General features: G+C 69.3%; 18 protein-coding genes and 3 pseudogenes. 6 read left to right on the plus strand and 15 right to left on the minus strand.

What is annotated here, in order from left to right:
• Positions 1-146: 146 nt before the first annotated feature.
• The 3 genes and pseudogenes from cphA (ACFJIX_RS02960) to ACFJIX_RS02970 all read left to right on the plus strand — a co-directional run bounded on the left by cphA (ACFJIX_RS02960) (position 147) and on the right by ACFJIX_RS02970 (position 7,102).
• A complete protein-coding gene (gene cphA / locus ACFJIX_RS02960) occupies positions 147-2,324 on the plus strand; it encodes a cyanophycin synthetase (RefSeq protein WP_377157644.1) in 2,178 nt (725 codons plus the stop codon).
• Between the two features lie 84 nt (positions 2,325-2,408).
• A pseudogene (cphA, locus tag ACFJIX_RS02965) lies at positions 2,409-4,982 on the plus strand (cyanophycin synthetase); the annotation flags it as partial.
• Complete coding sequence (locus ACFJIX_RS02970; protein ID WP_377157646.1) at positions 4,982-7,102, plus strand: FUSC family protein; 2,121 nt, start codon at positions 4,982-4,984, stop codon at positions 7,100-7,102. The pseudogene cphA (ACFJIX_RS02965) and the gene ACFJIX_RS02970, both read left to right, overlap by 1 nt.
• A 93-nt stretch (positions 7,103-7,195) precedes the next feature.
• Here the strand turns inward: ACFJIX_RS02970 and ACFJIX_RS02975 are convergent, their stop codons facing one another.
• The 6 genes and pseudogenes from ACFJIX_RS02975 to ACFJIX_RS03000 all read right to left on the minus strand — a co-directional run bounded on the left by ACFJIX_RS02975 (position 7,196) and on the right by ACFJIX_RS03000 (position 12,461).
• Positions 7,196-7,621, minus strand: coding sequence for an Hsp20/alpha crystallin family protein (locus ACFJIX_RS02975; protein ID WP_377157647.1), 426 nt, complete (start codon positions 7,619-7,621; stop codon positions 7,196-7,198).
• 59 nt (positions 7,622-7,680) lie between these two features.
• Entirely contained in the window at positions 7,681-8,184 is a 504-nt protein-coding gene (locus ACFJIX_RS02980) for an Hsp20/alpha crystallin family protein (RefSeq protein WP_377157649.1), read from the minus strand.
• 151 nt (positions 8,185-8,335) lie between these two features.
• Positions 8,336-8,875 (minus strand): c-type cytochrome, encoded by a 540-nt coding sequence (locus ACFJIX_RS02985; protein ID WP_377157650.1) that lies wholly within the window; start codon positions 8,873-8,875, stop codon positions 8,336-8,338.
• 397 nt (positions 8,876-9,272) lie between these two features.
• Positions 9,273-9,722: pseudogene (locus ACFJIX_RS02990) on the minus strand (hypothetical protein); the annotation flags it as partial.
• Entirely contained in the window at positions 9,701-10,471 is a 771-nt protein-coding gene (locus ACFJIX_RS02995) for a c-type cytochrome (protein ID WP_377157652.1), read from the minus strand. The gene ACFJIX_RS02995 and the pseudogene ACFJIX_RS02990, both read right to left, overlap by 22 nt.
• Positions 10,472-10,544: 73 nt before the next feature.
• Positions 10,545-12,461, minus strand: coding sequence for a diguanylate cyclase domain-containing protein (locus ACFJIX_RS03000; protein WP_377157654.1), 1,917 nt, complete (start codon positions 12,459-12,461; stop codon positions 10,545-10,547).
• 237 nt (positions 12,462-12,698) lie between these two features.
• Here ACFJIX_RS03000 and ACFJIX_RS03005 point away from each other — a divergent pair, with 237 nt between their 5' ends.
• The 3 genes from ACFJIX_RS03005 to ACFJIX_RS03015 all read left to right on the plus strand — a co-directional run bounded on the left by ACFJIX_RS03005 (position 12,699) and on the right by ACFJIX_RS03015 (position 15,193).
• Positions 12,699-13,919 carry a low temperature requirement protein A gene (locus tag ACFJIX_RS03005; protein WP_377157656.1) on the plus strand — a complete coding sequence of 407 codons (1,221 nt, stop codon included), beginning with the start codon at positions 12,699-12,701 and terminating at the stop codon, positions 13,917-13,919.
• The gene (locus tag ACFJIX_RS03010; protein WP_377157658.1) at positions 13,916-14,893 is read left to right on the plus strand and encodes an alpha/beta fold hydrolase; all 978 of its coding nucleotides are present in this window, start codon (positions 13,916-13,918) and stop codon (positions 14,891-14,893) included. The genes ACFJIX_RS03005 and ACFJIX_RS03010 overlap by 4 nt, the downstream gene beginning before the upstream one ends.
• 66 nt (positions 14,894-14,959) lie before the next feature.
• Complete coding sequence (locus ACFJIX_RS03015) at positions 14,960-15,193, plus strand: hypothetical protein (RefSeq protein WP_377157660.1); 234 nt, start codon at positions 14,960-14,962, stop codon at positions 15,191-15,193.
• A gap of 40 nt (positions 15,194-15,233) precedes the next feature.
• Here ACFJIX_RS03015 and ACFJIX_RS03020 read toward each other — a convergent pair whose 3' ends face one another.
• The 9 genes and pseudogenes from ACFJIX_RS03020 to ACFJIX_RS03060 all read right to left on the minus strand — a co-directional run bounded on the left by ACFJIX_RS03020 (position 15,234) and on the right by ACFJIX_RS03060 (position 26,060).
• Entirely contained in the window at positions 15,234-16,052 is an 819-nt protein-coding gene (locus ACFJIX_RS03020) for a hypothetical protein (protein WP_377157662.1), read from the minus strand.
• Positions 16,053-16,118: 66 nt separating this feature from the next.
• The gene (locus ACFJIX_RS03025; protein WP_377161576.1) at positions 16,119-17,225 is read right to left on the minus strand and encodes an ATP-binding protein; all 1,107 of its coding nucleotides are present in this window, start codon (positions 17,223-17,225) and stop codon (positions 16,119-16,121) included.
• 320 nt (positions 17,226-17,545) lie between these two features.
• Positions 17,546-17,836: a HigA family addiction module antitoxin gene (locus ACFJIX_RS03030; protein WP_377157664.1), complete on the minus strand. Its 291-nt coding sequence runs from the start codon at positions 17,834-17,836 to the stop codon at positions 17,546-17,548.
• A gap of 84 nt (positions 17,837-17,920) precedes the next feature.
• Entirely contained in the window at positions 17,921-18,190 is a 270-nt protein-coding gene (locus ACFJIX_RS03035; RefSeq protein WP_377157665.1) for a type II toxin-antitoxin system RelE/ParE family toxin, read from the minus strand.
• Between the two features lie 237 nt (positions 18,191-18,427).
• Positions 18,428-18,961, minus strand: coding sequence for an NYN domain-containing protein (locus ACFJIX_RS03040; RefSeq protein ID WP_377157666.1), 534 nt, complete (start codon positions 18,959-18,961; stop codon positions 18,428-18,430).
• Between the two features lie 165 nt (positions 18,962-19,126).
• Positions 19,127-20,543 (minus strand): annotated as a pseudogene (locus tag ACFJIX_RS03045) (efflux transporter outer membrane subunit).
• Between the two features lie 14 nt (positions 20,544-20,557).
• Positions 20,558-23,821, minus strand: a complete 3,264-nt coding sequence (locus ACFJIX_RS03050) for an efflux RND transporter permease subunit (RefSeq protein ID WP_377157667.1) — start codon at positions 23,819-23,821, stop codon at positions 20,558-20,560.
• Between the two features lie 122 nt (positions 23,822-23,943).
• Positions 23,944-25,155 carry an efflux RND transporter periplasmic adaptor subunit gene (locus ACFJIX_RS03055; protein WP_377157669.1) on the minus strand — a complete coding sequence of 404 codons (1,212 nt, stop codon included), beginning with the start codon at positions 25,153-25,155 and terminating at the stop codon, positions 23,944-23,946.
• A gap of 56 nt (positions 25,156-25,211) precedes the next feature.
• On the minus strand, positions 25,212-26,060 hold the full coding sequence (locus ACFJIX_RS03060; RefSeq protein ID WP_377157670.1) for an alpha/beta hydrolase fold domain-containing protein: 849 nt from the start codon (positions 26,058-26,060) through the stop codon (positions 25,212-25,214).
• Between the last annotated feature and the right edge of the window lie 247 nt (positions 26,061-26,307).

Below are 26,307 nucleotides of genomic sequence, written 5' to 3' on the forward strand. Positions count from 1 at the left end.
TTTCTGCCACCGCCCCCCAACGGGGCAAGACCCGGACCAGCCGGGTCGTGGCATGTTTCGCACAATTTTCGCTTAAGCGCACAATTGTGCTTCGCATCATTGTCCGGTGGTCCGCCGGACAGCCCCCTTCCACGTTTCCACCCCTCATGAGCCGACACGACGACATCAAGCTCCTGCGCATCAACTACCTGCGCGGCCCCAACATGTGGACCTACCGCCCGGTGCTGGAAACCTGGCTGGACCTGGGTGGCCTGGAAGAACACCCCTCCCACCTGATCCCCGGCTTCACCGAACGCCTGTGCAAGCGCCTGCCGGCGCTGGAAGAGCACCACTGCGGCGTCGGCGAGCGCGGCGGTTTCCTGCAGCGCCTGACCGAGGGCACCTGGATGGGCCATGTGCTGGAGCACATCGTCATCGAGCTGCTCAACCTGGCCGGCATGCCGACCGGCTTCGGCCAGACGCGCTCCACCTCGCGCCACGGCGTGTACCGCATGGTGTTCCGCGCCCGCGACGAGCAGGTCGCCCGCTGCGCGCTGGAGCAGGGCCACGCGCTGCTGATGGCGACGATCAACGGCGACGATTTCGACGTCGACGCCGCCGTCGCGGCGATCCGCGACAAGCTCGACGACTGCTACCTCGGCCCGTCGACTGCCGCCATCGTGGCCGCGGCGACCGACCGCCGCATCCCCCACATCCGCCTGAACGACGGCAACCTGGTGCAGCTCGGCTACGGCGCGCGCCAGCGCCGCATCTGGACGGCCGAGACCGACATGACCAGCGCGATCGCCGAAGGCATCGCGCGCGACAAGGACCTGACCAAGGAACTGCTGAAGTCGGTCGGCGTGCCGGTCCCCGCGGGCCAGGCCGTCAAGACCGCGGCCGAGGCCTGGGACGTCGCCCAGGACCTGGGCCTGCCGGTCGTCGTCAAGCCGTCGGACGGCAACCACGGCCGCGGCGTCACGCTGGACCTGCGCCACGAGGCCGACGTCGAGGCCGCCTTCCACGTCGCCGACAAGGAAGGCTCGGAAGTGCTGGTCGAACGCTACATCCCCGGGATGGAGCACCGGCTGCTGGTCGTCGGCGGCCAGGTCGTCGCGGCCGCCCGCGGCGAGGAAGCCTGGGTCACCGGCGACGGCACGCACACCGTCATCGAGCTGATCGACCTGCAGATCAACACCGACCCGCGCCGCGGGACGACCGAGGACTTCCCCCTCAACCGCATCGACATCACCGGCGACCCGGTCGTGCTGCTGGACCTGCAGCGCCAGGGCCTGACCGGCGACGGCGTGCCCGAAGCCGGCCAGCGCGTGCTGATCCAGCGCAACGGCAACGTCGCGATCGACTGCACCGCGCAGATCCATCCGGAAGTGGCGCACGCGGTGTCGCTGGCCGTGCGCACCGTCGGCCTGGACATCGCCGGCGTCGACCTGGTCTGCAGCGACATCTCGAAGCCGCTGTCCGAGACCGGCGGCGCCATCGTCGAGGTCAACGCCGGCCCCGGCCTGCTGATGCACCTGAAGCCCGCCGAGGGCATGCCCCAGCCGGTGGGCCAGGCCATCATCGACCACCTGTTCGCCGAGGACGAAAGCGGCCGCATTCCCATCGTGGGCGTGGCCGGTTCGCGCGGCACGGCGCAGATCGCGCGCCTGGTCGGCTGGCTGCTGCACCTGAACGGCCGCCACGTCGGCCTGGCCTGCGGCGCCGGCCTGTTCCTGGGCACCCGCCGCGTCGAGCGCAAGCCCAGCGCGACCTGGGCCGCCAGCCACCGCCTGCTGATGAACCGCGCCGTCGACGCCATCGTGGTCGAGAACGGCGCCGGCACCATCCTCGGTGACGGCCTGGCCTACGACCGCTGCCAGGTCGGTGTCGTGACCGACATGGGCCGCGTGCCGCAGCTCGACGACCACGACATCCAGACCGAGGACCAGCTCTTCAAGGTGTTGCGCACCCAGGTCGACGTCGTGCTGTCCGACGGCGTCGCCGTGCTGAACGCCGACGAGCCCAAAGTGGCCGAGATGGCCGAGCTCTCCGACGGCGAGGTGATCCTCTACGCGCTGGACGCCGGCAATGCCGCGCTGACGGAGCACCGCGCCCAGGAAGGCCGCGGCGTGTTCCTGCGCGGCGGCGCCGCGATGCTGGCGCAAGGCACGTCCGAGACCTCCGGCGCCAACGTCGAATCGCTGCAGGCCCGCTTCCGCGCGGTCGGCCAGGAAATCGCGACCGACGCGGTGCTGGCCGCCGTCGCGACCGGCTGGGCCATGGGCATCTCGCCCGAGCTGATTTCGGCCGGCCTGGACACCTTCGTGCCGGACCTGCCGCAGTAATCACGGCCCGGCGCGAACCACCGCCCCAGTCCCGCCCCTTTCAAAGAACAGTCGAACCCGAAAGACGACAGATGGAAGTCTCCCCGCACCCGCGCCCTCCGCGGCCCCAACATGTGGAGCCGCCACACCGCCATCGAGGCGGTCGTGCATTGCAGCGATTCGGAACGCACCATCGCCGACATGGCCGGCTTCGAGGCCCGCCTGCGCGAACGCTTCCCCGGCATCGGCCCGCTGCGGCCGGCCAGCGCCGCCAAGACGCCGATCACCCTGGCCCACGTGCTGGAACAGGCCGCCCTGGCGCTGCAGGCGCAGGCCGGCTGCCCGGTGACCTACAGCCACACGCACACCACGTCGGAAGCCGGCACCTACCAGGTCGTCGTCGAGTACAGCGAGGAAGACGTCGGCCGCGCCGCCTTCGACAAGGCCGTCGAGCTGATCAACGCCGCGCAGTCGGGCGCCGCCTTCGATGCCGACGCCGCCGTCAAGGCGCTGCGCGAGACGGACGAGGACATCCGCCTCGGCCCCTCGACCGGCTCCATCGTCGACGCCGCCTGCAAGCGCGGCATTCCGTTCCGCCGCCTGACGCAGGGCTCGCTGGTGCAGTTGGGCTGGGGCGTGAAGCAGCGCCGTATCTGGGCCGCCGAGGTCGACGCGACCAGCGCCGTCTCTGAATCGATCGCGCAGGACAAGGACCTGTCCAAGCGCCTGCTGCAGTCGGCCGGCGTGCCGGTGCCCATCGGCGCGCCGGTGGAGACCGTCGACGAGGCCTGGGAACTGGCGCTGGAGATCGGCCTGCCGGTCGTGGTCAAGCCGCTGGACGGCAACCAGGGCAAGGGCGTGACGGTGAACGTCGCGTCGCGCGAGCACATGGAGATCGCCTACAAGGCCGCGGACGAGATCGGCACGGTGATGGTCGAGAAGTTCCTGCCCGGCAGCGACTACCGGCTGCTGGTCGTCGGCGACAAGCTGGTGGCGGCGGCCCGCCGCGATCCGCCCAACGTCATCGGCGACGGCGTGCACACGGTGCGCCAGCTGGTCGACAAGGTCAACGAAGATCCGCGCCGCAGCGACGGCCACGCCACCTCCCTGACCAAGATCCGCCTGGACGACATCGCGATCGCGCGCCTGGACCTGCAAGGCCTGACCCCGGAGTCCGTGCCGGACAAGGGTCGCCGCGTGATCCTGCGCAACAACGCCAACCTGTCCACCGGCGGCACCGCGACCGACGTGACCGACGACGTGCATCCGGAAGTCGCGGCCCGCGCGATCGCGGCGGCGACGGTCGTCGGCCTGCACGTCTGCGGCGTCGACGTCGTGGCCGAGAGCGTGCTCAAGCCGCTCGAGGAACAGAGCGGCGGCATCGTCGAGGTCAATGCCGCGCCGGGCCTGCGCATGCACCTGAGCCCGTCCTACGGCAAGGGCCGCGACGTCGGCGAGGCCATCATCTCCAGCATCTACGGCGGCAACCGCGGCGCCGCGAGCGAGGACGGCCGCATCCCCATCGTCGCGGTGACCGGCACCAACGGCAAGACGACGACGTCGCGCCTGGTGGCGCACATGTTCGCGACGCAGGGCCTGCGCGTGGGCATGACCAACACCGACGGCGTCTACGTCGACGGCCGCCAGACCGACAGCGGCGACTGCTCCGGGCCGAAGAGCGCGCGCAACGTGCTGATGCATCCGGACGTCGAGGCGGCGGTCTTCGAGACCGCGCGCGGCGGCGTGCTGCGCGAGGGCCTGGGCTTCGACCGCTGCCAGGTGGCGGTGGTGACCAACCTCGGCGAGGGCGACCACCTCGGCATGAACTTCCTCAACACCGTCGAGGAACTGGCGCTGGTCAAGCGCGTGATCGTGCAGAATGTGGCGCCCAACGGCTACGCGGTGCTCAACGCCGCGGACCCGGTCGTGGCGAAGATGGCCGACGTCTGCCCGGGCCAGGTGATCTTCTTCGCGAGCGACCGCCATCACCCGCTGATGGCGACGCACCGCGCGCAGGGCAAACGCTGCGTCTACGTCGACGGCGACGCGCTGGTCGCGGCGCAGGGCGCGTGGCGCGAATCGATCCCGCTGCGCGACATCCCCTTCACCCGCGGCGGCGCGATCCCGTTCCAGAACGAGAACGCGATGGCCTCGGTCGCGGCGGCCTGGGGCGTGGGCCTGGACTGGGACACGATCCGGCGCGGGCTGGCGAGCTTCATGAGCGACCCGGACAGCGTGCCGGGCCGCTTCAACGTGATGGACTATCGCGGCGCGACGGTCATCGCCGACTACGGCCACAACGGCGACGCGATGCGCGCGCTGGTGCAGGCGGTGCAGGCGCTGCCGGCGAACAAGCGCTCGGTGGTGATCTCCGGCGCCGGCGACCGCCGCGACGAGGACATCCGCATCCAGACGCAGATCCTGGGCGAGGCCTTCGACGAGGCCATCCTGTTCCAGGACGCCTGCCAGCGCGGCCGCGAGGACGGTGAAGTCCTGGCGCTGCTGCAGCAGGGCCTGAAGGGCGCGACGCGGACCAAGCACATCGAGGAGATCCGCGGCGAGTTCGTCGCGATCGACCGCGCGCTGGCGCGCCTGCAGCCGGGCGACCTGTGCCTCGTGCTGGTCGACCAGGTCGAAGAGGCCCTGGCCCATCTGAACCAGCGCGTCCGGGAAGCCTGATGGCGGCCGGTCGCTGGCGTCACTGGCCGGCGCACTGGTGGAACGGCCTCAGCGTCGCCCTCGGGGTGATGCTGGTGCAGGTGATCGTGTCGCACGCGGCTCCGGCCGAGCTGTCGCACATCGCCTCGCAGCTGGCGATGGCCTGCGCCATCTGCGCCAGCCTGGCCGATCTGCCGGGCAGCGTCCGGCGCAACCGCAACCGCGTGCTCACCGCCGGCGGCATGACGCTGCTGGCCGTGGGACTGGTCGCGGTGCTCCATCCGTATCACGTCGCGATGGGCGCGCTCGTCGCGGTGCTCGCGTTCGGCAGCGCCATGCTGCTGAGCTGGGGGCCGCGCGCGGGCCCCGTGTCCTTCGCGCCCATCCTGGCGATGGTGTTCGCGCTCGCGTGGCCGCCGCAGCCGCTGCCCATCGTGCTGGCGAGCGGCGCGGCGGGCATTGCGCTCTACCTCGTGTGGAGCGTGATCTCCAGCGCGGTGTTGCATTGGCGTTTCCACCGGCTCGCGCTGGCCGAGGCGCTGCACGGCCTGGCGCAGTTGCTGAGCGCGCGCGCCGAGCTGCTCGGCAGCGGCGGCGCGGCGCACGCGATGCGCGACTGGCTCGGCAACGAAGCCCAACTCGCGGAACTGCTGCAGACGGCGCGCGACCAGGTCTTCCCACGCGCGAAGACCGATCCGCGCAGCGCGGCGGTCCTGCTGCACATCGTCGAGCTGCGCGACCTGATGCTGGCGAGCCGGCTGGATCTGGAGCTCCTGGGCGAGGATCCTGTCGGACAGCAGATGCGCACCGCGCTGGTCAGCCGGCTGCGGGCTCTGGCCGTGCTGCTGGACGAGTACCGCGACGCGCTGCTCGACGAGCGGGCGCCGGCGATGAACACCGTGCGTCCGACGCGCTGGCCCGATCTGCCGCCGCAGGATCCGCGCAGACGGCTACAGCTCGTGCTGCAGGACCGGCTGTCCCACCTGGACGGCGAGGTGCTGGCGATGGGCCGCGCGCTCGACGCCTCCCTGCCCTTGCCGCCGCTGCCGCTGGACGCCGGCGAATTGCGGAACTTCGTGACGCCGGTCGGCTGGCCGATGGGCTTGCTGAAGGCGCAGCTGCACCTCGACTCGCCGGTGATGCGCCACGCGCTGCGCAGCACGCTGGCGCTGTCGGCCGCCTACTTCATCGCCCTGGCGCTGCCCTGGGCCTCGCACCCGCACTGGCTGGTGCTGTCGGTCGCGGTGGTGCTGCGCGGCAGCCTCGACCAGACGCTGGAACGGCGCAACATGCGGGTGCTCGGCACGGCGATCGGCTGCGGGCTGATGCTGGCGCTGTCGCTGATCCCGAACCAGACCCTGTGGATCGTCGTGCTGCAGATCGCCGTCGGCATCGCGCATGCGTTCGTCACCCGCCGCTACCTGATCACGGCGATCGCGGCCACGATGATGGCGCTGCTGCAATCGCACCTGGCGGATCCGACGCATGGGATCGCGATCTCGGAGCGGCTCGCGGACACGGTGCTCGGCGCGATCCTGGCCTGGGCCTTCAGCTATGTGCTGCCGGCCTGGGAACGGCGCAACCTGCCGCGCGCGCTCAAGCGGGCGCGCGGCGCGCTGCAGCAGTACGCCATGCAGGCGATGACCGCGGCGATGACGCCGGCCGGTGCGCTCACGCAGCGGATGGCGCGGCGTCAGGCCTACGACGCGCTCGCGGCGCTGTCGGCGGCCCTGACGCGCAGCGCCGCCGAACCGCGCCGCGTGCGCCCGCCGCTGCAGGAGCTGAACATGGTGCTCGACCACGGCTACCGGCTGATGGCCCACCTGTCGATGATGCGGCAGAGCCTGATGCGGCGCGCGAAGGATCTGGACGCCGATTTCCTGGCGGAGATGCCGGAGGCGGCCAAGCGCCTGCAGCGGGCGCTTGCCGGTCAGGAGCCGGTGCCGCACGCGGTGCAGGCCTTGCAGGACTGGAGCCTGCTGCCCGACGTCGGGCCGCTGGAAGACCTGCGGCCGTGGATGCGGCGCCGCTTGCAGGTGAGCCTGGACGACGCTGCCCGGGCGGGCGAGGCCGCCGATGCGGCCTTCGCCGCGATGGCCGCGCCGCCGGAGCCGGACGTGACGCTATCGCGCTTGCAGTGACGTCCCCCCTCTTGCTCCCTCTCCCGCTTGCGGGAGAGGGTCGGGGGTGAGGGCCAGCGGCGGTGGCAGTACTGACGCCTTGTCGGTCTTCGCTCAGCCCAGCTTGATCTCGATCTTGCGCGGTTGCGCATGCGCGGCCTTGGGGATGCGCACGCGCAGCACGCCGTTGCTCAGCTCGGCGCCGATCTGCTCGGCGTCCAGCTCCTTGCTCAGCGTGAACGCACGGCGATAGAACTGGCGCGACACCTCGACGTGGCCGGCCTTCAGGCCATCCGGCAGATCGAGTTGCATCTCCGCTTCGATGATCAGGCGGTCCTTGTCGACGCGCAGCTGGAGCTGCTCGCGGGGCACGCCCGGCAGGTCGGCGAAGAGGGTCAGGCCTCGCGCGTCCTCGATCACATCGACGGCGGGCTGGATCGCATAGTCATCTCGACGGCGCGCGCTCTGCGCGGCGGTCGACGCGTTGGTCTTCACTTGCTCGGCCGCGTCGGCGGCGGGGGTCTGGACGGCAGTGGTCATGGTGTTCTTTCGTCTCGCGTTCGGTTCGTGTCGGGTCGGTGGACGGCGGGGTCCGGAACTCAATGGATGTCGATGCGGCGCGGCTGCGGCGCGGGACGGCGCTTGACGCTGACGCGCAGCACGCCGTCCTTGTAGGAGGCCGAGACCTGTTCCGGATCGATGTCGTCCGGCAGGCTGACCACGCGGCGGAACTTGCCGGCGAAGCGCTCGCGCTGATGGACGACGGTCTTGTCGGCGGCCTTGGCGGGCGCGGCGGTCCCGCCTTCAGCGGCGGCGGCAGCGGCAGTCGCGGCGGTGCCGTCGGTATTCGCGGCCGGCGAGACCGCGCGCTCGCCGGACAGGCTCAGCACGCCGCGATCCAAATCGACGCCGATGGTGGCCGGATCCAGGCCCGGGGCGAAGGCGTAGACCTCCACCGCTTCCGGCGACAGGCCGACGTTCAGCGCGGGATAGCCGCCGCGCGGGGTGCTGCGGCCGGCGGTGGATTCGAACAGGCCGCTCATCTCGCGCTGGAAGCGGTCGAGGTCGTTGAACAGCTCACGGGCAAACAGTTGACGGTACATGCGGGGCTCCTTGGCTTCCTGCGGGTGGATCGCGGCGGAACGTGTCCGCCATGACTCCCAAGCTAGGTGCGCCAAGCCGCGCTTCAAGATCTTGAAATTGGGGGTGGCCCGTCCCCATATGCCGCGCCCGTTGCGCGAGCCGAGTCCACGTTCACCGGATCCGCAGCACTTCCTGCTCCGTCACCGCCGACGCCTTGTTCCCCCAGCTCTGCCGGATCACCGTCGCGACGGCGGCCATCTCGGCCTCGGTGAGCACCTGCCGCAGCGGCGGCATGCCGTACGGACGCGGATGCCCCGGCGTCGTCGGCGCGTAGCCGCCGTCGGCCAGCATCTGCAGCACGTTCTGCGGCGCGTCCAGCGTCACCGCGCGGTTGCCGGCGAGCGGCGGATAGGCCGGCTCGTCGGCGATCCGCCGTCCCTGCCCCTGGTCGCCGTGGCAGTCGGCGCAATGCTTGGCGTACACCTGACGACCGAGGTCCATCTGCGCCGGCGGCGCCGGCTTGAACTCGGCGGCCGGCGACCCCTCGCGCGGCAGGCCTCGCAGGTAGACGCTCATCGCCTGCACATCGGCATCGGTCAGGTGCTGGAGGCTCTCCGCGACCACGTCCGCCATCGGCCCGAGCGCCGCGCCCTTCGGCGACCAGCCGGATCGCAGCCAGGAGCGCAGCTCGGCCTCGGACCAGTCCTGCACCCCCCGCCGCCTGCGGATCGGCCAGCGAGGGCGCGATCCAGCCCTGCACGCCCACCCAGCCGCCGCGCAGCCCCGCAGCGTCGCGCAGCGCGCCAAGACGATTGCGCGGCGCGTGGCACTCGGCGCAATGGCCCACCGCCTGGACGAGGTAGCGGCCTCGTTCCAGCGCCGCCTGACCGGCGACCTCCTGCGCCACCGCGCGATTGACGCGCGGGTCGTCGTGCGAGGGCGCATCACCGGGCGTGAAGTACATCAGCCGCCACACCGCCAGCGCGGACTGCCAGCGGTACGGCCACCCGAGTTGATGCGTCGGCGCCGTCTGCGTCACCGCCGGCTGCTGACGCAGCCACGCGAAGATCGCATCGGCGTCCTCGCGCGTCATCGCCGTGTAGCTGGTGTACGGGAAGGCCGGATAGAGCAGCCGCCCATCGCGGCTGCGGCCATGGTGCATCGCGCGCCAGAAGTCGTCGGCGGTCCAGCGGCCGAGGCCCGTCTCGGGATCGGGCGTCAGGTTGCTGCTGAACAGCGTCCCGAACGGCGTGCCGAGCGGCAGCCCGCCGGCCAGCGGCGCGCCGCCGCGCGGGCTGTGGCAGCCGGCGCAGTTGGCGATGCGGGCCAGGTAGGCGCCTCGGGCGATCAGCGCGGGATTGGTGTCCTCGGCGCCGGACTGGACGGGACGGCCTGAGAGCCAGAGCTCCCGGCCCCACGCGCCGGCGAGCAGCAACAGCGCCATCAGCGGCACCGCGATCACGACGCCGATCAGCAGTCGGACGAAGGTCCTCATCGGCGCCGAGCCGGAGGCGTCCGTGGCGTTCGCTTCCCCGCTCATGGCGCGAGCCCTCCGCATGGGACCGGCAAGGGCGTCGTCGACGGCGGCTCCGGATGCGCCCCCGCGGGCTTCGCGGCGAGCCAGCTCGCGACGACGGCGATGTCGTCGGTCGACAGCGCCTTGGCCACATCGGCCATGCAGTCGGGCGCATGCGCGCGGCGCAGTCCGCTGCGCCACGCGCCGAGCTGCCCGACCAGGTAGTCGCGCGGCAGTCCGAGCAGCCCCGGGACCGCCGGCTCGCGCCCCGCCATCGACGGTCCGTGACACGCCGTGCAGGCCGGCACCTTGCGCGCGGGATCGCCCTGCGTGATCAGCCGCTCCGCGCGCGCCTGCTGTTCCGGGTCCAGGCCCGAGGGTCCCGGCGCCGGATACGGCACGTCGAGCGCGGCGAAGTAGCCGGCGATCTCGCGCAGGTAGTCGTCGCTCATGTTGCGCAGCAGGCCGGCCATCAGCGCGTGATGGCGGCGGCCGTCGCGGAAGCTCTGCAGCTGGTTGTAGAGGTAGCCGGACGGCTTGCCCGCGAGCCGCGGGAAGTAGCCCTGCGTCGTCGCCCGACCCTGCGCGCCGTGGCACAAGGTGCAGGCCTGGACGCGCTCGGCGATGTCGTTGGTCAGCGGGCGCAGCGGTCGCGCGCCGGGATCGGACGGCGGCAAGGAAACCCCCTGCGCGAACGCCGCGGACATGTCGGAGACGAGAGAGACGGCGGAGAGTCCCAGGCCCAGCACAGCGGCGATGAGGAGACCCGGGGGGCATCGGGAGATCTTCATCCGGCCATCATCGCCGATCCCCGCCCTGAACGCCGCCGTGCGCGCCGCGGGATCGACGCCGTCAGCGCCGCCGTCAGCGCCGCAGATCGGGGCCGGGCCATCGCAAGGCCGCCCAGCCGTCCCGACCCTGGTGCTTGGCCTGGTACAGCGCGCGGTCCGCGAGCGCGATCAGGTCCGCCGCCGGCACCTCGCCGTCGGCGACGCTGGCGATGCCGATGCTGGCGGTGATCGCGATGCCCGCCGGCCGCGCGGCCCGCACCGCCTCGACGATCTTGGCCGCGACCTGCTCGGCCTCCTCGGGCCGGTTCAGGCCCTCGAGCACGGCGACGAACTCGTCGCCCGCGATCCGCGCCACCTGATCGCTGCCCCGCACGGCACGCCGCAGCACGGTCGCGAAGTCGCGCAGCACCGTGTCGCCGACGCCGTGGCCGTGGGTGTCGTTGATCGACTTGAAGCGGTCGACGTCGAGGAACAGCAGCGCCAGCACCCGACCCTCGCGCATGTGACGCCGCTGCCGCGCCAGCGCACCCTCCAGCGCCTGGTCGAATTCGCGCCGGTTCGGCAAGCCCGTGAGCGCGTCCGAACTGGCCAGCCGCGCGAGCTGCGCCTCCGCCTGCTTCATCACGGTGATGTCGATGGACAGCGTGAAGATGCCCGACACGCGCCCGTCGGGCCCGACGTCCGGCACGTAGATCGAGCGCAGGTGCCGCTGCTTGCCGAGCATCGTCGCCGTGATCTCGAACTCCACGCGCTCGCCGCCCAGCGCCAGCGCGAGTTGGGCGCTGCGCTGGCCGGTGCTCTCGAGGCCGAAGACCTCATCGATGTGCAGGCCCGTCACGGCCTGGGGATCGAGGCCGAACCAGCTCCGCATCGTCTCGTTGGTGTAGCGCAGCCGACGCTCCGCGTCGATGTAGGTGATGAAGACCGGCAGGTTGTCGGTGATCGCCTTCATCCGGCGCTCGCTGGCGGCGACCCTGGCCTCGGCGCGCTTGCGCTCGGTGATGTCCATCGAGCACGCATAGAAGCCCTCGATGCGGCCGCTGGCCAGCTCGGGCACGAAGCTCTGGTGGAAGTGCAGCGTCTCGCCGTCGATGACCTGCTCGGCGTCGAAGGCCACGGACTCCCCCTGCAGCACGCGGTCGACGAAGGGCCGCATCTGCGCGGCGTTCTCGATGCCGCGCACCTCTTCCAGCGTCTTGCCGACAAGGCTGTCGGGGTCGCTGTGGAAGACGCGGCCGACCTCCGCGTTGGCGAAACGCAGATGGCCCGTCCCGTCGTAGTGGCTGATCAGCGCGGGCACGTTGTCCGCGATGCCGCGCAGGCGCTGCTGGGTGCGCAGCAGGTCGCGCGACCGCAGCAGGACCTGCGAGGTCGCCATCACCGAGAACAGCGCCAGCATCGCCAGTCCGGCCAGCATCAGCAGCTCGGTCTGGCCGGCCTCGCGCGACAGGCGCTCGCTGATCGTGGCGCGTTCGGCGCGCAGTGACGAGGTCAGCTCGCCCAGTAGATCGCGCAACTCGTCCATGTGGTGGAGGCCCTGGTCGCCGAGCACCAGCTCCAGCGCCTCCTCGGGACGACCGGAATCGTGCAGACGGATCGTCTGGTTCATCTCGCTCATCTTGAGCTGGACCAGCTCCCGGATGCGGGCGAGCCGGGGCGCGTGGGCGGGGTCGTCGTCGCGCGCGAACAGGTCGTCCACGCGGCGGTCGAGACTGCGGATCGCATCGCGGTAGGGCTGCAGATAGCCGGCGCGCTGGGTCAGCAGGTAGCCGCGCTGGCCGGTCTCGGCGTTGAGCAGATCCTCCATCAGCAGCGTCATCGCCGGCACGACGGTGTTGATGCGGTCGGCGCGGCGCAGGTCGCCCAGCGTCGCGCGGGCGCGCCAGGCCAGCAGCGCCACGATCACCGCCATCGCGAGCAGCGCCAGCATCAGCAGGCCCACGCCGCGACCGAGGCTGGTGCGGTGGGTCGGCTCGGCGGAAGAACGCATGCAACGGCTCGGGCGGTTCGGTCTCGAGGACCGGAAGGATGACGCGAAGGCAACGCGCCGACAGCGGTGACGCGCGACAGTGCGCGATCCAACGCGAACTCGACGCGCATTCGACCGGTCGTGGCGGCGGCGAGGGCCGGTGGGCCATTCGGGCGATTATGGGGATGGCCGTGCGATTGCCGTCAAGCTGGCATCGGCCCCGGTGGTCCGGCGGCGCACGCATGCGACAGTCCGGGGATGTCCGCCATCCCACTCCTGCGCCGGCCCGAGCCGCACGGCCACGCGAAGGTCAGCTTCGTCGAGCTGTTTTTCGACCTTGTCTTCGTCTTCGCCGTCACACAGTTGTCGCACACGCTGATCGGCCACTTCGCGCACGACGGCGTCACGCTGCGCGGGGCGCTGCAGACCGGTTTCCTGATGGCGGCGGTGTGGTGGGTGTGGATCTTCACCTCGTGGGTCACCAACTGGCTGGACCCGGAACGCCTGCCCGTCCGGATCTGCCTGTTCGCGATGATGCTGGGCGGGCTGCTGATGTCGGTCTCGCTGCCGCAGGCTTTCGGTGAACGTGCGTTGATGTTCGCGGCCTCGTTCACCGCGATCCAGGTCGGGCGGACGCTGTTCTTCCTCTGGGCGGCGCGCGGGGCCGATGCGGTCCTCGTGCGCAATTTCCAGCGCATCGGCGCGTGGCTGCTCGTGTCGGCCGTGCTGTGGATCGCCGGTGCGCTGGACGCCACGCTGCGGGTGCCGCTGTGGGTGGCGGCGCTGGCGATCGAGGTCGTCGGTCCCTCGGCCGGTTTCTTCGTGCCGGGCCTGGGGCGCTCGACGACGGCGGACTGGACGATCTCCGGCGGTCACCTGGCCGAGCGCTGCGCGCTCTTCGTGATCATCGCGCTGGGCGAGTCACTGCTGGTCACGGGCGCGACCTTCGCGGCGGAGCCGCTGACGACGATGAGCCTGCTGGCCTTCCTGGTGTCCTTTGCCGGCAGCATCGCGCTGTGGTGGCTGTACTTCGACACCACCAACGACTTCGCGACCGGCCGCATCGCCCACAGCGACGATCCGGGGCGGCTGGCGCGGCTGGCCTACACCTACATCCACCTGCCGATCGTGGCGGGGATCATCGTCAACGCGGCGGCGGACGAGTTCGTCCTGGCGCATCCGGACGGCCACACCGATCTGAAGACGGCGCTGTGCCTGCTCGGCGGCGTGGCGATCTACGTGATCGGCGTGGGGCTGTTCAAGCGCGCGGTGGTCGGCCGCTGGCCGTGGTCGCACGGCGTGGCGGTGATCGTGCTGGCGGCGGCGGGGCCGTTCGTGCCCGCCTGGCCGCCGGTGGCGACCAGCGCCTTCGCCTGCGCGGTGCTGGTGGCGCTCGCGGCGTGGGAGCGGCACTCGCGAGCGCAGTGTCTCGTTCCCGACAGCGGGAATGCGGACGACGCGCCTAGCATCGGCGAATGAGCGCGCCCTCCTCCACCGCCCCTTCCGAAGCCTCCGCCGCCTTTGCGGCGGAGTTCACCGTCGAGCCGCATCCGGCCGACGCCCTGTTCCCCGCGGCGACGCGACGGCTGACCGTCGAGACCGAGCCCGGCGTACGCATCCATGCGCGCGTGTGCGGCGAAGGCCCGCCGCTGCTGCTGATCCACGGACATCCGCAGACGCTGGTGATCTGGCACCGCGTGCTGCCGGTGCTGGCGGCGCGCTTCACCGTCGTGATGCCGGATCTGCGCGGGTACGGCGATTCCTCGAAGCCCACTAGCGATGCGGACCATGGCAACTACAGCAAGCGCCGCATGGCGCAGGACCTGGTCGCCGTGATGTCGGCGCTGGGCCATGCACGCTTCCGGGTGCTGGCCCATGACCGGGGCGCGCGCGTCGCGCACCGCATGGCGGCGGATCAGCCGGCGGCGGTCGAGCGACTCGCCCTGCTGGACATCGCGCCGACCTTGGCGATGTACGAGCAGACGACCGAGGCGTTCGCGAGAGCGTACTGGCACTGGTTCTTCCTGATCCAGCCGGCGCCGATGCCGGAGCGGCTCATCGAGGCCGATCCTGCCGCCTACGCACTGGACGTGATGGGCCGGCGGCACGCGGGCCTGTCGGCCTTCGACCCGCGCGCGTTCGCCGAGTACCAGCGCGCGCTGGCGCTGCCGGGCGCCGCGCATGGCATGTGCGAGGACTACCGCGCCGCAGCGGGCATCGACCTCGACCACGACCGCGCGGACCGCGACGCCGGCGCGAAGCTGTCGATGCCGCTGCGCATCTACTGGGGCGCGCAGGGCGTGGTCGCGAAGTGCTTCGACCCGCTGAAGGAATGGCGACGCGTCGCGGCGGATGTCGACGGCGGTCCTCTGCCTTGCGGTCACTACATCCCGGAGGAAGCGCCGGACGAATTGCTCGCGGCGGTGATGCCGTTCCTCACCGAGGGGCTTTGAGAGTCGACAGCGACCGGCCCGTTAGGCTGCACGCTTGGCAGCTTCTGATGTGGACGGAGTGACGGGATGAACAAGCTGGTCGCCCTCGGGCAGTTTCTGGGCGGAGCGGTCCTGTGGATCGCGGCGGTGGTGGCGGGCTACAACGCGCTCAAGCCGCTGATCGGCGCCGAGGAAGGCGCAGGCGCGCCGGCCGGTGCCGGCGGCGCGTTCGTGATCGTGCTGCTGCTCGCGGGCGTGGGAACGTGGCTCATGCGCGCCGGCTGGCGCCGCTTGCGGGCGCGGGCGGGTGGGCATTGCTGAGCGTCTCACGACTCTCTCCGGCCGCGTTGCTCATGCGCAGCTAGGCGGCCTGCTTCTGCATGTCAGCGACGAGTTCCGGTCGTGACGAGTGGGCGAACGACTCGCGCTTCAATGTCAGTGCGTCGATCATGGCTTGATTGGTCAGCAGGAAGTTGTCCAGCAAGGTGTACCAGTTCAGCACGAAACGCTTCATGCGCCGTTCGTCGCTGACCAGACCGGGCAATCCCTTCGCAACCTGCCCTTCCATCCGGCTCCGAATCTCCGTATCCGCCTCGGAGATCTTGCGCCCGATCAGGATGAGTTCGAAGTGCATCACTTCGCTGCCAAATTCCGCGTGCTTCTTGATCAGCTGTGCGTAGCCATCCAGTTGCTGGAGGTGCTTGTAGTTGAGCGCGATGCCTGGACGCTTGATCTCCACCACGATGCAACGATAGATCTTCCGGCCCATCGAGTCGTGGTGTGGGACTTTGCGGGCGAGAAACAAGTCCGCCTGCTTCCTCGCGCCATCGATGGCTGAGGGATCAGTCGCATCCAGGTCGTCCAATCCAACGTCGTCGATCCCCCTCACCGCATCGCGCAGCGATTTGGCGATCTTGGTGAACGAGTCCTCCTCGGCGCCAAGCGTCTCGTAGGAGCTGCCGAACAACCAGGTGTTGGCTTCGATGATGCCCTGCAAGTCCGGCGTCTCGAGCGTCTCCAGGTAATGGTCGTTCATCAGCGTCCGCAGCTTGTCGGCCACCTCGTGCCTGCGGCGGAGAACTTCGATCGCTGACACGACGCTTTGCAGCGACACGCTCTTGAGCTGCTTGGCGAGCAGCTTCGTCGAGACGTCGTCAAGCTCCAGCACGCTGTTGAGCACCTCGAAGATCGCATCGTTCTCGTTGGAGACCGCCAGTTTGTCGAGGAGACGAACGATGATCTTCTTCTAGTTCCTCTTGAGCGATGTCAACGCCGTCGGATCGGCCGTGTAGATGGCGCGCAAGATGCCCTTGGTGTTTTCGAGCCGCCAATGCTTGTAGTCCTCGTGCAGCCCTTCGTACGCCGGGAAGACACCGTCGGCAACGTAGCTCTCGATCTCGCGATCGAATCGCTCACGCAGGAACTTTTCATAGACGGACTTGGTGATCCTGTTGAGTTCACGCGCCACCTTGCGCCATGTCTCCGATTCGTAGCCCGCCGCGTCTGGGTTCGCCAGATCACCTCCGCTCGGCTTGAAGTCATCAGCCCACTTTGAGCCGATGTAGATGCTGGTGTGAAAATTCCCCTTGTGGTTGAACGGGCTCAACCTCTTGTCCACCGTCTTGCCTGAGGAGTTCAAGAGGTAGACAAAGGACTTCTCGGAGCCTGGTTTCTGGTCCCAGCGAAGGACCGACACGTCGAAGTCGTGGCCGTCGATGGAGAACTTGCGCTGCGTGAGGTCATGCGACGGCACGGCCACCTCCGTCCCATTGAGTCGGAGCCTTTTCGCTGGGTGGAGAGCAAGGAACCAACCGAACTCGATGGAAAGCAGCTTGTGAAATTCATCGGTGGTCGGTAGCGAGGCATGCAGGTTGAACAGTTCCGCGACGGTGCCGGTCTTGTCCACGTCCATCCCTGCGGGCAAAGCGGTCTGCTCTACTGGCTGGCCTTCATAGTTCGTGAGCGTCGCGCCGTGCACCTCGATCCGCGCAGGCCCAGACCCTGCGGCATTCGTCCACCAGACAGCTCGTTCGGCGAGCCTGTGGAAGGACAGTCGGCCGCGGCCATGCAAGCCATGGGTCGTCACGTCCTCCTTCTTGCTGGAGTCGTTGAAACGGCCAAACGTCTCGGCATGCGACGCAAGCTCGATGCCTTCCCCGTCATCGGACACCTCCACTCGCGTCGCGCCGCCCATCGGCCCCTCGTCGACCAGAACGCCGACATTGGTCGCCTTGGCGTCGAAGCCATTCCAAGCCAGCTCGGCGATCGCGCGCCACGGATCGATCGTCCGAAAGTGCTTCTTGATCCCCTCCCCGTTGATCTCCGTCTTTCCTGAGATTTGTCGAGTCGTCATGGCCACGGCCGTCTTTGGTGTTTGGTCCCAAATGGTGGCAGTGGCGCTGACGCCGGGCCATGGCCTCTAGTGACGGAGAAGCTATCCCGACCTACGGCAAAAGGCCATGGCAGTGACAGGAACTGCTGTGAGTCATGGGAGATGGGCGCGCATCCCTGCTCGCCCAAAGGGACACGGGCAACGTCCGTAACCGGCAGGAGCCGGCGGGGCGTTCGTGATCGCGCTGCGGCTCGCGGATATCGGTGCGTAGCTCATGCGCGCCGGCTGGCGACGGCTGCGGGCGCGGGCGGGCGGGCGGGCATTACTGAGCGGCTGTCGGCTCATACCGCCACAGCCATCGGGCGGATCTCGCGTTTGATGATTCGACCCGCAGCCTTCTCGGCCAGCCGCAGGTCATACGCGGATTGAAGATTCAACCAGCCCTGCGCGTCGCTGCCGAAGTATCGTTCCAGCCGCAACGCCGTGTCGGGAGACACCGAGCGTTGCCCGCCGACGATCTCGCGCAGCCGCGAGTACGGCACGTGCAGGGCCTTCGACAACGCGTGGACGTTGATGCCCATGGGCTTGATGTAGTCCTCGAGGAGGATTTCGCCGGGGTGGATCGGGCGCATTCCGTTCCTGAACATTGCTTACCTCGTTCGTCTTTGCTCGACGTGATCACTGTCGATGTGTAGCCTGGTCTGGTTCGACATCGCTCAATGCGGATCCTCGATCTTGACGTCGAACGGGCCTTCCGTACCCCATTTGAACGTCAACCGCCATTGGTCATTGATTCTGACGTGCCAAGCGCCGCCGTACCACTTCATGTCATTGCCCGGCGGCAGCCGCATGAACTCTACAGCCGGCGCCGCATCGAGTTGTGCCAACCGCCGTTCCGCAGACGCCTTCACATTCACGAAGCGCGTCGTACGCCCCATGGTGAAAAGTCGCTCGGTTTCCCGACACGCGAAGGACTGGATCGACATCCATGCAAGGTATCGATCGAACCTAAGCCGCTCAACGAGGTGAGTTTGCAGAAGTGCTTCGGGAGACGCCTGGTTTTTGTCATCGCACTAGCGGACTCGTTGCAAAAGCTTGGGGGCATCGCTCCGAGCAACCGGGTGGTCGCGGAGGCACGTTTTGAATGATCCTTGGTCGATAGTTGTCGCTATGCGTCAACTTCTTCCCTCAATTCATTCACGCTCGAGCTTCGCCGTCACGACTCACCTGGCGATGGTCGGATAGAGATCGTCCATCCACACGACCTCGTCCGCATAAGACTGGAGGTCGGTCGACAGATTGGCCTGCAGGCCACTGACCCAGATTTCCTTCTTGAGATCCGACTTGACGTAGGAGATCGCCTCTTCAAAGTCGCCGTCGCCCGCCGACAGGATCAGCCGGTCATAGACGTTCTGCACCGCGAGCTTGATCAGCAGCGTGGCGATGGCGACGTCCACGCCCTTCTGCACTTCACGGTCGAACTGCACGCCGCAATCCGGGCATTGAAGATGCAGGTTCTTCATCTCGTACAGCTGGACCCGAATCTTCGGACCGCGCGGCGGCGCCGCCTTGAGCCATGTGTGAAACGCGTTCTGCTGGTCCGTCGCCAGGTCGCGCGTGGAGTTCAGGTAGTAGCTCTCGTAGATCGGACCACCGTTGCGCTGGACAAGCTCGTTCTTGAGCTTGAGGTAATCGAACGGACGGCCGCGACCCACGTTGAACAGGTAGGCGCCGTCGATGATCCAGACCGTTTTCATGCTTCCTTTCGGTTGCGGAGATTCTAGGCAGGGTCGCGCGCCGCATCCCTTCAAGCCCGAGCAGGCCACGAACGAAAAAAAGGGCGTGCACTCCTGCACGCCCAAAGGGGCACCGGTAAAGGTCCGGTCGCGTTTGAAAGGGGCCGGGTCTTGCCCGGCCGGGGCTCAGGCTGGCGTCGTCCAGCCGCCACCCAGGGCGCGGACGAGTCCGACCGTCGCCTGGTACTGCGCGGCCTGCACCTGCAGCGCCGCGCGGCGGTTGCGCAGCTCGCTGCGGCGCGCGTCGAGCAGGTCGAGCTGGCTGACCAGCCCATTGCGGTAGCGCGAGTCCGACAGCGCCGTCGCGCGCGTCGACGACTGCACCGCCTGGCCCTGCACTTCCGCCTGCTGCGACAAGGTCTGCAGACCGACCAGCGAGTCCTCGACCTCGCGCAGCGCCTGCAGCAGTTGCTGGCGGTAGCTGGCCATCGCAAGGTCCAGGCCCGCCTTCGCCGACTCCACGCCCGCCTTGCGGCGGCCGCCGTCGAAGATCGGCAGCGACAGCAGCGCATCGACCGACCACGCGCGCGCCGACCAGCGGAAGACGTCGCTCAGCTCCGGCGACGCGTAGCCGCCATTGGCCGTCAGCGACAGGCTCGGGAACCACGCGGCCTGCGCCACGCCCACCCGCGACTGTGCCGCCAGCAGGCTGCGCTGCGACGCGGCCACGTCAGGGCGACGCGCCAGCACCGTGCTCGGCAGACCCGAGGGGATCGACGGCAGCGGGGCGAGCGCCGTGTCTTCCGCCACCTTGAAGCCCGAAGCCGGCTCGCCCAGCAGCACCGACAGCGCGTTCTCCAGCTCGGCACGGCGGCGGTCGAGGCTGATCGCCTCGGCCTCGGTCGCGGCGACTTCCGTCTGCACGCGCGCCAGGTCCAGTTCGGCGACGTCGCCGGCTTGATAGCGACGTTGCGTCAGCGCCAGGGTCTCGCGGTAGGCCGCGACCGTGTCGCGCACCAGGCGACGTTCCTGATCGGCGAAGCGCAGCGCCAGGTAGGTCTGCGCCACGTCCGCCTGCACCATCAGCCGCGTGGACTGCAGCAGCGCTTCACGCGATTGCGCGTCCAGCGAAGCCGCGCGGGTGGCTTCCGAGAGACGACCGGACAGGTCGACTTCCCAGCTCGCCGCCAGACCGGCGTTGTAGACCGTCGTGGCGGCCGGGCCTTGGCCCGCCACCGTACCGCGGCGCGGCGCCGGCGCTGGCGCCGACCTGCGGCAGGCGATCCGCATTCGTGCTGCGCAGCAGCGCCCGCGCCTGCGCCAGTCGCGCCGCAGCGCCTTGCAGATCGTTGTTGTTGACCAGCGAGCGGCGGATCAGATCGTTCAGCGTCGCATCGCCGAATGCGAGCCACCAGTCGCCGCGCGGCTCGGCATCGGCCGGCGGGGCCACCGCCCAGCGCGCCTCGCCGACCGTCGCGGTCGCCTGCGACTTGAAGGCCGTCGGCGTCGCCGGCAGGCGCGATTCGTCGATCGGCGGCGGTGTCGCGCAACCGGCCAGCACCAGGGCCGCCAGCAGCGTCGTCATCATCAGTTTGGTTTTCATGGCATCGAATCCTTTTACTCGTGCTCGTGGCGCGGCGCGGCGGGATGCGGACGGGCATTGCCGCCCGGGCCGAAGTCATGGCCCGCGCCCTGCTCGGGCTGCACGAAGGCCTCGACGTCATGCGGCACCTCGCCGTGCTGCTTGAGCGGCTTGTTGCCGGTCAGGCGACGCACCACCACGTAGAACACCGGCGTCAGGAACAGGCCGAAGGCCGTCACGCCGATCATCCCGGCGAACACCGCCACGCCCATCGCGTTGCGCATCTCGGCGCCCGCGCCCGTGGCCAGCACCAGCGGCAGCACGCCCATCACGAACGCCATCGACGTCATCAGGATCGGACGCAGACGCAGCCGGCTCGCCTCGATGGCCGCCTGCAGCGGCGTCCTGCCGGCGAATTCAAGCTCGCGGGCGAACTCCACGATCAGGATCGCGTTCTTCGCCGACAAGCCCACCAGCACGATCAACCCGATCTGCGTGAAGACGTTGTTGTCCCCGTGGCTGAGCCACACGCCGGTCATCGCGGCCATCAGCCCCATCGGCACGATCAGGATGATCGCCACCGGCAGCGACAGGCTCTCGTACTGCGCGGCCAGCACCAGGAACACCAGCAGGATGGCCAGCGGGAAGACCCACACGCCGGAGTTGCCGGCCAGGATCTCCTGGTAGGTCAGCTCGGTCCACTCGTAGCTGATGCCCGGGGGCAGCGTCTCCGCGGCAATGCGCTCGACCGCGTCCTGCGCCTGGCCGGTCGAATAACCCGGTGCGGCGCCGCCGTTGATGTCGGCCGACAGGAAACCGTTGTAGCGCATCGCGCGTTCCGGACCGAAGCTCGGCTGGACCTTCATCAGCGCCGACAGCGGCACCATCTCGCCCGAGGCCGAACGCACCTTCAGCAGGCCCACGTCCTCGGCACGGGCGCGGTAGGCGGCGTCCGCCTGCACGCGGACCGTGTAGGTGCGGCCGAACTTGTTGAAGTCGTTGACGTACAGCGAGCCCAGGTAGATCTGCATCGTGTCGAACACGTCCGTCACCGCCACGCCCAGCTGGCGCGCCTTGGTGCGGTCGAGGTCGGCGTACAGCTGCGGCACGTTCACCTGGTAGCTGCTGAACAGACCCGCCAGTTCCGGCGCCTTCTGGGCCTTGGCCATGAAGGCCTTGACCGCCTGGTCGAGCGCCTCGTAGCCAAGGCCGCCGCGGTCTTCCAACTGGAACTTGAAGCCGCCGGTCGTGCCCAGGCCTTGCACCGGCGGGGGCGGGAACATCACGACGAAGGCGTCCTGGAGCTGACCGAAGTCGGCGTTCATCTTGGCCGCGATCTCGCCGGCCGACAGGCCCTTGCCGGTGCGCTCGTCGAAGGACTTCAAGGACGCGAACACGATGCCCGAGTTCGAGCTGTTGGTGAAGCCGTTGATCGACAGACCCGGGAACGAGATGGCGTGCTCGACGCCGGGGGTCTTCATCGCGATCTCGCTCATGCGGCGGATCACGTCTTCGGTGCGGTCCAGCGTGGCGCCGTCGGGCAGCTGCGCGAAGCCGATCAGGTACTGCTTGTCCTGCCCCGGCACGAAGCCGCTCGGCACCGCCTTGAACAGCCCCACGGTCAAGCCCAGCAGGCCGGCGTAGATGAGCAGCATGATCACCTTGCGGGAGATCGCCTTGGTCACGCCGCCGCTGTAGGCCTTGGCGCCGCGGTTGAACAGCTTGTTGAAACCGCCGAAGAAGCGGCCCAGCACCTTGTCCATCGCGCGGGTCAGCCAGTCCTTGGGCGCATCGTGGCCCTTGAGCAGCATCGCGGCCAGCGCGGGCGACAGCGTCAGCGAGTTGACCGCCGAGATCACCGTCGACATCGCGATCGTCAGCGCGAACTGCTTGTAGAACTGGCCCGTCAGGCCGGTGATGAAGGCCAGCGGCACGAACACCGCGACCAGCACCAGCGCGATCGCGATGATGGGGCCGGACACTTCGCGCATCGCGCGGTAGGTCGCTTCACGCGGACTCAGGCCCGCCTCGATGTTGCGTTCGACGTTCTCGACGACCACGATCGCGTCGTCCACCACGATGCCGATCGCCAGCACGAGGCCGAACAGCGACAGCGCGTTGATCGAGAAACCGAAGAGATGCATCACCGCGAAGGTGCCGATGATGGACACCGGCACCGCCAGCAGCGGGATGATGGACGCGCGCCAGGTCTGCAGGAACAGGATCACGACCAGCACGACCAGCGCCACCGCTTCGAGCAGCGTGTGGACCACCGACTCGATGGACGCCCGCACGAACTGCGTCGGGTCGTAGACGATGGAGTAGTCCACGCCTTCGGGCATGGCCTTCTTCAGCTCGGCCATCGTGGCGCGGACGTTGTTCGAGATCTCGATCGCGTTCGAGCCCGGGGCCTGGAAGATCGGGATCGCCACCGCGGACTTGTTGTCCAGCAGCGAGCGCAGCGCGTATTCCGCGGCGCCCAGCTCGATGCGGCCCAGGTCGCGCAGACGCGTCACCTGGCCGTTGGCGCCGGACTTGACGATGATGTCGCCGAATTCCTGCTCGTTGTTCAGACGGCCTTGCGCGTTGATCGGCAGCTGCAGGTCGATGCCCTGCAGGCCCGGCGAAGCGCCGACGACACCGGCGGCCGCCTGCACGTTCTGCTCGCGGATCGCCTGGACGACGTCGCTGGCCGACAGGCCATGTTCGGCGACCTTCTGCGGGTCCAGCCAGATGCGCATCGAGTAGTCCCCCGAGCCGAACAGCTGCACCTGACCCACGCCCTGGATCCGCGCCAGGCGGTCCTTGACGTTCAGCACCGCGTAGTTGCGGAGGTAGGTCATGTCGTAGCGGTCGTTGGGCGACAGCAAGTGCACGACCATGGTCAGGTCGGGGCTGCTCTTGACCGTCGTCAGGCCGAGTCGGCGGACCTCCTCGGGCAGGCGCGGCTCGGCTTGTGAGACGCGGTTCTGCACCAGCTGCTGGGCCTTGTCCGGGTCGGTGCCCAGCTTGAAGGTGACCGTCAGCGTCATGAGGCCGTCGGTGGTCGCCTGGCTGCCCATGTAGAGCATGCCTTCGACGCCGTTGATCGATTCCTCGAGCGGCGTGGCCACGGCTTCCGCGATGACCTTGGGGTTCGCGCCGGGGTACTGCGCGCGCACCACCACTTGCGGCGGCACGACTTCGGGGTATTCCGAGATCGGCAGCACGCGCACGGCGAGCAGCCCGGAGACGAAGATCAGCACCGACAGCACGCCCGCGAAGATCGGGCGGTCGATGAAGAATTTGGAGAGATTCATGTCAGTCTTTCAAGTCGACTGGATAAAACGGCAAAGGGTCCCCCGCGGGGCGGCGTCGCGCCGCCCCGAAGGCTGTCCGGAGCCCCAGGGGGACGGGTCTTGCCCGTCCCTTCGGGTTCAGGTCAGGTCTTGTCCGCCTTGGGGGCGCCGTCCTTGGCTTGGATTTCTGCCTTGGCGTTCATCGGGACGATGGTCGGGGCGACCAGCGCGCCAGGACGCACGCGTTGCAGGCCGTTGACGACCACGCGCTCGTTGGCCTTCAGGCCCGACGTCACGACACGCAGGCCGTCGACGTTGGCGCCCAGCAGCACCTCGCGGTAGCTCAGCGTGTTGTCCGCGCCGACCACCATCACGAAGCGCTTGTTCTGGTCGGTGCCGACCGCGCGCTCGTTGACGAGCACGGCCGCGCTCTTCTTGGCCTGGCCCAGGCGGATGCGTGCGAACTGGCCCGGGATCAGCGCGCCGTCCTTGTTGTCCAGCACCGCGCGCACGCGCACCGTGCCGCTGCGGGCGTCGACCTGGTTGTCGATCAGCTGCAGCTTGCCGTTGAAGGGCGTGTCGGCGGTGGCCGCGGTGCCGATCTGCACGGGGATGCTCGACAGGTCACCGGCGGCGATCTTGGCGTTGCCGTGCAGCTCGTTCAGCGCACGGGCGACGGTGCCCTCGTCGGCGTCGAAGCTCGCGTAGATCGGGCTGACCGAGACCAGCGTCGTCAGCACCGGCGCGCCGGGACCGGCGGCCACGAGGTTGCCCTGCGTGACTTCCAGCTTGCCGACACGGCCGGCCACCGGCGCGCGAACCTGCGTGTAGCCGAGGTTCAGCTTGGCCGACTGCAGCGCGGCCTGCGCAGCGCGCAGGTTGGCGTTGGCTTCATTGGAGGCGTTGCTGCGCTCGTCGAGCTCGCGCTGCGCGATGGCGCGCTCGCTCCACAGGCGGGTGGAGCGCTCCAGCTCGCCCTTCGAGTACGTCACGCGGGCCTGCGCGGCCAGCACCTGCGCCTCGGCGCGATCGACCTCGGCCTGGTAGGGCGCGGGATCGATGGTGATCAGCAGGTCGCCGGACTTCACCAGCGCCCCTTCCCGGAAATGCACCGACTGCACGGCACCGGAGACGCGGGCGCGGACATCCACGCGCTCGACAGCCTCCAGGCGGCCCGAGAACTCGTCCCACGCGGCCACTTCCTGGCTCGCGACGGTGGCGACGGAGACGGGAATCGCCTGCGGCGCGCCCGACGGTTGATTCGCGACCGCCTGCTGGCTGTGCAGGCCGACGACGAGGGCCCCGACGACCGCGGCGACGGCGGTGAGCGAGGTGGCAAAGATCTTCTTGTTCATGGTGGGTGCTCCGGTGACGGGGGTAGACGTTGGGAGTTCTTTGAGGGCTCTTGGGGTCAGGCGGGTTGCAGCCGGGGTTTGCCGGCCGGTGGGATCAGGGACAGGAAATCGGCCAGCTTCTGGCGCAGGGCGCTCGCCCACGGCAGCTGGAGGGCGGACAGCGAGGGCAGCTTCATCAGGCTGCAGGGCCAGCCGCTGGGGCCGGCGATCAGCGCCTGCTGCACGTCGACGCCGGCGCGCTTCATCGCGCGGGCATAGGCCAGCGCCTCGTCGCGCATCGGGTCGTCGTCGGCGCTGACGACCAGCGCCGGCACCAGGCCCGCGAGGCGGCCGGTGTTGGCCGGCGCGGCGTAGGGATGGTCGCCGTCCTCGCATTCGCCGAGGTAGGCGCGCCAGCCGTGCATCCATCGGCATTCGCCGTAACCGGCGTCGGCCTGGCGCAGCGAGGCGGTGCCCATGCACGGGTTGAGCATCGGCCCGATGAGGATCTGGCCGGAGAGCTTGCGGTGGCCCTGGTCGCGCGCCATCAGCGCCAGCGCGGCGGCGAGGTTGCCGCCCGCCTCTTCACCGGCGACGACCAGCGGCGCGCCCTTGCCCGAGAGCCGGGTCCGCGCCTTGTGCAGGCCCGCCAGCAACGCATCCAGCGTCTTCAGCGCGGTCGGGAACACGTATTCCTGGCCGGTCGGGTAGTCCACGTCGACGACCACGGCGCCCGCGTCCGCCAGCAGCCGCGAGACCAGTTCGCCGCTGTCCAGGCCCCCCTCGGTGAAGGCGCCGCCGTGCAGGTGCATGACGACCGGCGCATCCTTGCGGCGAGCCGCGCCCTTGTACACGCGCACCGGCACCACGCCGTCGCCGGCGGGCAGGAGGTCGTCGTGGCAGGAGGTCAGCGGCAGCGCATCCATGGCAGGGCCAAAGGCCTGCTCCGCGTGGGGGCAGGCCGGTTCATGTTGCAATGCAGCGAAATTTAGACAATGGACGCCGTCCGATAAACAGCCCGGGACGCGCATCAGCGTTTCATCGACGAAACAATCGATCGGGCACGATGGCGACCTCGCGCGCGCGCAGACGCGCCGTGGTGTCGATAGCAGTGGCGGCGAGCAGCCGCAGCAGTCAGGGTGAGAAGGGGTCACGGATGGACAAGCTCAATGC

The organism is Roseateles sp. UC29_93, from assembly GCF_042695725.1.
Classification (GTDB): Bacteria; Pseudomonadota; Gammaproteobacteria; order Burkholderiales; family Burkholderiaceae_C; genus Roseateles; species Roseateles noduli_A.